Source organism: Acinetobacter stercoris (assembly GCF_900323515.1).
GTDB classification, from domain to species: domain Bacteria; phylum Pseudomonadota; class Gammaproteobacteria; order Pseudomonadales; family Moraxellaceae; genus Acinetobacter; species Acinetobacter stercoris.
The window spans coordinates 22,531-28,840 of record NZ_OOGT01000025.1 but is presented as its reverse complement, the minus strand read 5'-3'; the positions used below and the strand labels follow the sequence as shown (position 1 = coordinate 28,840).

The 6,310-nt window shown below is 37.6% G+C and carries 8 protein-coding genes; 2 read left to right on the top strand and 6 right to left on the bottom strand.

Annotated elements, in window-relative coordinates; translation table 11 throughout:
* Positions 1-316 precede the first annotated feature (316 nt).
* Genes KPC_RS04505 through KPC_RS04495 form a run of 3 tightly spaced genes read right to left on the bottom strand, consistent with a single transcriptional unit; the run spans position 317 to position 3,136 of the window.
* Positions 317-1,387 carry a DUF6670 family protein gene (locus tag KPC_RS04505; protein WP_121973219.1) on the bottom strand — a complete coding sequence of 357 codons (1,071 nt, stop codon included), beginning with the start codon at positions 1,385-1,387 and terminating at the stop codon, positions 317-319.
* 26 nt (positions 1,388-1,413) lie between these two features.
* Positions 1,414-2,238, bottom strand: coding sequence for a CDP-diacylglycerol--serine O-phosphatidyltransferase (gene pssA / locus KPC_RS04500; protein WP_121973218.1), 825 nt, complete (start codon positions 2,236-2,238; stop codon positions 1,414-1,416).
* Positions 2,239-2,278: 40 nt separating this feature from the next.
* The gene (locus tag KPC_RS04495) at positions 2,279-3,136 is read right to left on the bottom strand and encodes a 23S rRNA (adenine(2030)-N(6))-methyltransferase RlmJ (protein ID WP_121973217.1); all 858 of its coding nucleotides are present in this window, start codon (positions 3,134-3,136) and stop codon (positions 2,279-2,281) included.
* A gap of 122 nt (positions 3,137-3,258) precedes the next feature.
* Between KPC_RS04495 and KPC_RS04490 the strand changes: the two genes are divergently transcribed.
* Both KPC_RS04490 and KPC_RS04485 read left to right on the top strand, forming a co-directional pair.
* Entirely contained in the window at positions 3,259-3,861 is a 603-nt protein-coding gene (locus KPC_RS04490; protein WP_121973216.1) for a 2OG-Fe(II) oxygenase, read from the top strand.
* Between the two features lie 72 nt (positions 3,862-3,933).
* A complete protein-coding gene (locus KPC_RS04485; RefSeq protein ID WP_121973215.1) occupies positions 3,934-4,461 on the top strand; it encodes a hypothetical protein in 528 nt (175 codons plus the stop codon).
* Positions 4,462-4,533: 72 nt separating this feature from the next.
* On the opposite strand, the gene KPC_RS04480 is transcribed toward KPC_RS04485, so the two are convergent.
* The 3 genes from KPC_RS04480 to KPC_RS04470 all read right to left on the bottom strand — a co-directional run bounded on the left by KPC_RS04480 (position 4,534) and on the right by KPC_RS04470 (position 6,299).
* Entirely contained in the window at positions 4,534-4,791 is a 258-nt protein-coding gene (locus KPC_RS04480) for a DUF2789 family protein (protein WP_121973214.1), read from the bottom strand.
* 123 nt (positions 4,792-4,914) lie between these two features.
* Positions 4,915-5,157 carry a DUF2789 family protein gene (locus KPC_RS04475; RefSeq protein ID WP_121973213.1) on the bottom strand — a complete coding sequence of 81 codons (243 nt, stop codon included), beginning with the start codon at positions 5,155-5,157 and terminating at the stop codon, positions 4,915-4,917.
* A gap of 155 nt (positions 5,158-5,312) precedes the next feature.
* Positions 5,313-6,299 (bottom strand): malate dehydrogenase, encoded by a 987-nt coding sequence (locus KPC_RS04470; RefSeq protein WP_121973212.1) that lies wholly within the window; start codon positions 6,297-6,299, stop codon positions 5,313-5,315.
* Between the last annotated feature and the right edge of the window lie 11 nt (positions 6,300-6,310).

The following is a 6,310-nucleotide window of genomic DNA, read 5'->3' as shown; positions in this document are numbered from 1 at the left end:
AATTTATCGTTAATCAACCAGTAAAAATCCACACAAGTTGTTCTTCATATTCTCTTAATGATCTTCTTCATGGCTCATCGCCATCAAGCTAGGTCGGCTATATTACTCTCTATTTCTAGAAAGTCAACCATGATGTTCATTTATTTTTAAACAACCCAAACTCAATCAATTTCTTCAACTAACTGATTTTTAAGAAGTTTTAATCAACATCACCGCCGATGGATGTGCATTCTACAGCATTTTATGCACCTTGCAATACCTTTTTTATAATTTTATCTTTATGTGATTATTATTTGCACTAAAATAACTTTTTTAGTTATTTTTTCAACAAAAAACTGGCTGGCTGCCCTAATCCATCCATTTTTTTTTCTTTGTCATCTTTTTCCTGCCATTTTAAAGGTCGACAGTCGATATATTCACAGTAGCCAGAAGTTCCTTCTTCGACCTCATCATCAATTTTAATTTGGTAATTAAAACTTCCGACATACCCAGCAGCTAAACCAAATTTAAAATCACCGCGACTTTGCGCATGTAGATTAATTTTGCGTTTTCCATTATCTAATACCCACTCAAACTCTCGAGGCAGATACATATTCTGGCCATTTGGCGTAGTCACTTTGGGATAAACACGATGAACTTTAAAATAAACATCCTCATCATACATTTCAGATAAACAATTTACAGCATCACGTAGATATATTCTGGACTGGATAATCTGATTAAAGTTATTTCTAATCTGTGCTAAAAGAATTTGTCGATGATTTTTTAAGTTAATAATTTGATATGTAAAAAAACATAAGGGTAAATATGGGATATTTACAGCCCGCGCATATTCAAAGCTGCCCATTTGGTCAATTTCAAATACTTGTTCTTTATATTGAATCGTTCCTTTACATTGACAAAGTAAAGACCAATGATCAAACAACCCTAATTTTAATTTAGTAAAGTGTGAAATGATCGGACGCGTCTGTATCTGCAGATCAGCAGATAATTCTTCACCCTTTTTATGTAAATAAAAATGAGGAAAACTTCCAACTATTTTTTCTGTTTGTCCAAATTGGAAAAAATCATCCTGAAAGAGACAGTCTTTTTCTATCGAATAGGATTTGAAGTGTCCAACCATGTGTGGACTCACACTACTAATCATTGCAACTGTGTCTAATGCTGTTGTTTTTATTGCATAATCATTACGCACCATTGGCACTCTAGGCTGACCAATAATCGTGAGAAAATTAAAGTAATGTAATGGAGCGGGGAGATTTGGAATCATCAATGCCTGATGAATAATCTTAAAACGGCCTTTCGGTCCATGATAGCCAAGTTTTAATGGGAACTGGGCTTGATTAAGTTGTTTTGATTCATCAACCAAATTCATTAACAACTGCATACCAAGCCCTCCTTATTTTTAGTTCATTACACTGTTTTTTTCCGTGTCATAAATGTTGTCACGAAACCTGACAACACATAAAGTATACAAACAATCAAAATACCGACTGGAATGTTATAGGTAATTGCGGCAAATATCAGCACAACTGGTAGCATTACCACAAAAGGAACACGTTTACGATCCATCTGTTTAAATGAATAATATTTCATATTCGAAATCATTAGTAGACCAACGGCAACCATAATAAAAGCATAAATTGCAAGAATACCTTTTTCTTTCAAATCAAATATTTCAGGATAATCACGACTCACCCAAACCAATGTAATCACGATTATGGCGGCTAAAGGACTAGCAATACCAATAAAATAACGTTTATCGACGACACCAATTTGTACATTAAAACGTGCAAGTCTAAATGCAGCACATGCAGTATAAACAAAACAGCATGCCAAACCGATTCGCCCCAAACCATTTAGTGACCAGCTATACATCAATATTGCCGGAGCTACACCAAAAGCGAGTAAATCCGATAAAGAATCATATTGTTCACCAAAGGCACTTTGTGCACCAATAGCACGAGCAACACGCCCGTCTAATCCATCAAACAAAGCGGCAAGTAATATGGCATATATCGCCTGAATATAAACACCGTTCATACTGGCAATAATCGAGTAGAATCCCGACAATAATGCCGCTGTCGTTATGAGATTAGGCCAGAGATAAATCCCACGGCGTTTGATTTTATGCCCTTCCTGCGTATGCTCTTCTTCTTCAACCTCAAAAGTGATGCCATCAAAAGATGGATCTCGTTGTGAAGAGCAATCGCTCTCGGGTTTATTTGTATTTGTCATCTTAGATCCTAATGTGACCCATGCTTTATCGGATGTTAACTTATTCGCCAACTAACCAACGAACAGCAGCATGCCCACCATTTTCTTGCATACGTAAATGTGGGAATAACCATTGTAGTGCTTCATCTGCCTGTTCAGAAAATTGCCAAGGTGGATTAATCACTAAAAGACCACAGCCATTTAGCCCAACAGGTGTATCGTCTGGCCATACACAAATTTCACAAACAAGCTGACGGCGTATACCCGTTTTGATCATTTTCTTTTCAAAACGCTCAATCATGGCACGATCTTTAATTGGATACCAAACAGCAAACACCCCTGTAGGCCATTTTTTATAAGCATTCTGTAAAAGTTCAACCAATTGAGGAAAATCTTTACGCTCTAGCTCATAAGGCGGATCAATCATCACCAAGCCACGTTTTTCTTTTGGTGGTGTTACACCAAGTAATCCCTCATAAGCATCTCGCTCATGTAAACCTGCACGTTTATCCCGAATATTTAAATAAAGCTGTTGAAATACATCTCGTTGCATCTCAAAAATCGTCGCTTTATCAATTTCACGCATTGCTTCTAAAGCAAACCATGGTGAACCTGGATAAGCCCCTTTTCCTGAGGTATTACGCATATCTTCAACAATTTTCAAATATTGCTGAACTGCTTCTGGTGCTTGACGGACAATGGAATCATCCAGTTTGATTAAGCGATGAATACCGTTTAGGAACTCACCTGATTTTTGCGCTGGCGCAGAAGACAAGTCGTATTTACCCGCACCACCATGTGTATCGATATAACGATAAGGTTTATCTTTGGCATTCAGCCTGTTTAAAAGTTGCAGCAATAACACATGTTTCATGACATCGGCAAAATTGCCTGCATGGAAATGGTGACGGTAATTCATCTTTAAATTAATTCCTTAGATCAACAGGTATTTTAACACGAAAAAAAAATTCTTCACTGCCCATTAGTTGTTCTAGAATATTCTGAATAATTTTTCTTTCATTTTAAATTTTATGGGGCGGTATGGAAATAACTTTTCTCCCAAATACCTGGAATATAGATCAGGTTTTAGATGACTTAAATGAACATGGTTTTGCATTTATAGACAATGCTTACTCTAAAGACTATGTTCACCAGCTTGTAGAGGAGTGTACTTCAAATCTTAATCGTTTTCGTGATGCAGCGATCCAGAATGGTGTTGTCAGTAAAATCCGAAGTGATCATATTCTATGGATCACTGATGAGTTAAACATGGCTACTCAGCATGTAAAAGCGCTGGATGAATTTTCTAAAATTTTAAACCAAAATTTTTATTTGGGTATCAAACAAGTTGAAGCACATTTTGCCTGTTATAACGCAGGTGAATTTTATGCCCTACACCGTGATAATCCTCAAAAGAAAAACGATCGTGTGATTTCAGCTGTTTATTATTTACACGAAGAATGGCAAGAAGACTGGGGGGGCCAACTACACTTACAAGATAAAAATGATCATTGGCACACGATTACCCCTAAACCAAATCGGATTGCTATGTTTAGAAGTGATCTACTGCATGAGGTATTAGAGGCAAAGCATCAACGCCTATCCATTACGGCATGGTTGCGTAGCAACGACAGTGTTATCTAAATCACAACATATGCTTTAAATAATTTAAATCATCCTCATATACTGACAATGAATAATTGAGGATGTAGGCAAATGTTTGAAGATACAAAACAAATCATCTCGCGTATTGGTGAAACAGATCAGTTGTATTTGACAGACAATACGCCTGAACTCGCACTGGAACGCAGTGATCTGCGTCTACAGCTGGTAACTCGGAGTAACTCACGTCAAGAGCAAATCCACTTTTTACAGGAAGCCATTGTACTTTTAGAACAGGCACGTCTTGAATATGAAGAAATGCCCTTGTCTTTGTATTTGAATCTGTCTCTGCATCTGGCTAAAGCTTATATGCTGTATTATGAAATTAGTAAAGAAACTCGTTTTGCCTTAATTACTCAGCAAATTTTAAAACCGCTTACACCTTATGAAAATGTGGATATATACTTTTTCCTAGCCTACGCCTCTATGTCCAAGAATGAAACCGCATTGACCCGCCATTGGTTGAATAAATACATGAAACATCCTGAGCATGATCTAGATCTTGTAAGACAGCATTCCGCCTTTAATTCTGTACGTAAAGAAGAATGGTTTGTAAAACTTATTCAGGATAAATTACATTAAAATGATTAGCTCGCTCTTACCGTAACAAGAACGGGCTATATGTTTTATTTTCCAGATTTGATCAAGTCATATTTAAGCTGTCTGAAGCTTATAAGCATCCATATGCAACTGTTGGTTGAGCTCATCTATCCAGATCGCCCAGTCATCATCCTGAACCAGATGACTAATTAAAAAATCTCGCTGCGAACGATTCCAGAATGGGGCGTCATGCAAAGGCATACCTGCTGGAATTTGATGAGTTCGAACATATAATTCTATTGCAGCAAGACTGTTGGCTAAACCGAGCTGTGAAAACAACAATTCTAAGGATGGCTTGTTCTTCCCGAGCATGGCTATCTCCTTATCAACTTAATTGTAATTTGTTATGCAATTAACTTATAAGAAGTCACAAAAAAAAGATAGCCTATCTATCTTTTTTGTTGTTGCAATTTGTGTTCAAAAACAGCTATAGCGTTATTTCTCAGCATCTTGATTTAATAATGTCCCAAGTTCATCAACAACCAGAGACCACTCATCATCTTTTTGCCAATGACTAGTAATAAATTCACGCTGGCTATCTGTCCAAAATTCAGCTTCATGCAACATCGTGTCACGGGAGAGTTGATGACTTTTCACAAATTCTAAAATAGATGCTTCATCAGATGCCAAACCTAATTGTTCAAATAAAAGCGTCAGTGTTGGTTGCTCATCAAACATATTATTCTCCTTAAGTTATTTTAAGCGTTATTACCTTAACCATTATCTCTCTAAAATTCAGTCAATTAAATCAAGTTTCTTGTTAAATTTTGTGCTAGTCCCCAAATAAAAAGCACCCTGGACAGGGTGCTTTCAACTTAATCTAAAAGATTAAATTATTTTAGAAGATCAGCAACAGCAGCGCGTTCTTCTTCAAGTTCATTCAACGTATGGTTGATACGATCACGGCTGAATTCGTCGATTTCCAAACCTTGAACGATTTTGTATTCACCATTCTCAGTTGTTACAGGGAAACCAAACATTACGCCTTCAGGGATACCATAAGAACCATCAGAAGGAATACCCATAGTTACCCATTTGCCGTTTGTGCCAAGCGCCCAATCACGCATATGATCGATTGCAGCGTTCGCAGCAGAAGCAGCACTTGATAAACCACGAGCTTCAATGATTGCAGCACCACGTTTACCAACTGTAGGAAGGAATACGTTAGCATTCCAATCTGCATCGTTGATTTTATCTTTTAAACTTTCGCCATTTACATTCGCAAAACGGTAGTCAGCATACATAGATGGAGAATGGTTACCCCAAACTGTCATGTTTTCGATATCAGAAACTGCAACACCAGCTTTTTGAGCAAGTTGAGTCAACGCACGGTTGTGGTCGAGACGTAACATTGCTGTGAAGTTTTTCGCAGGAAGATCTGGAGCAGATTTCATCGCGATATAAGCGTTAGTGTTAGCAGGGTTACCTACAACAAGAACTTTAACGTCACGGCTAGCAACTTCGTTCAGTGCCTGGCCTTGACCAATGAAGATTTCACCATTTACTTTCAATAAGTCAGCACGTTCCATACCAGGACCACGTGGACGAGAACCAACCAATAATGCATAGTCAGCATCTTTAAATGCAACTTTAGGATCATCAGTACCGATCATGCCAGCCAACAATGGGAAAGCACAGTCGTCAAGTTCCATCATTACGCCTTTAAGCGCTTGTTGAGCTTTCTCAACAGGAATTTCTAATAATTGAAGAATAACTGGTTGGTCTTTACCTAACATTTCACCGCTAGCGATACGGAATAATAGGCTATAACCAATTTGACCTGCAGCGCCAGTAACGGCAACACGAACGGGTTGCTTCATGTAATTATCTC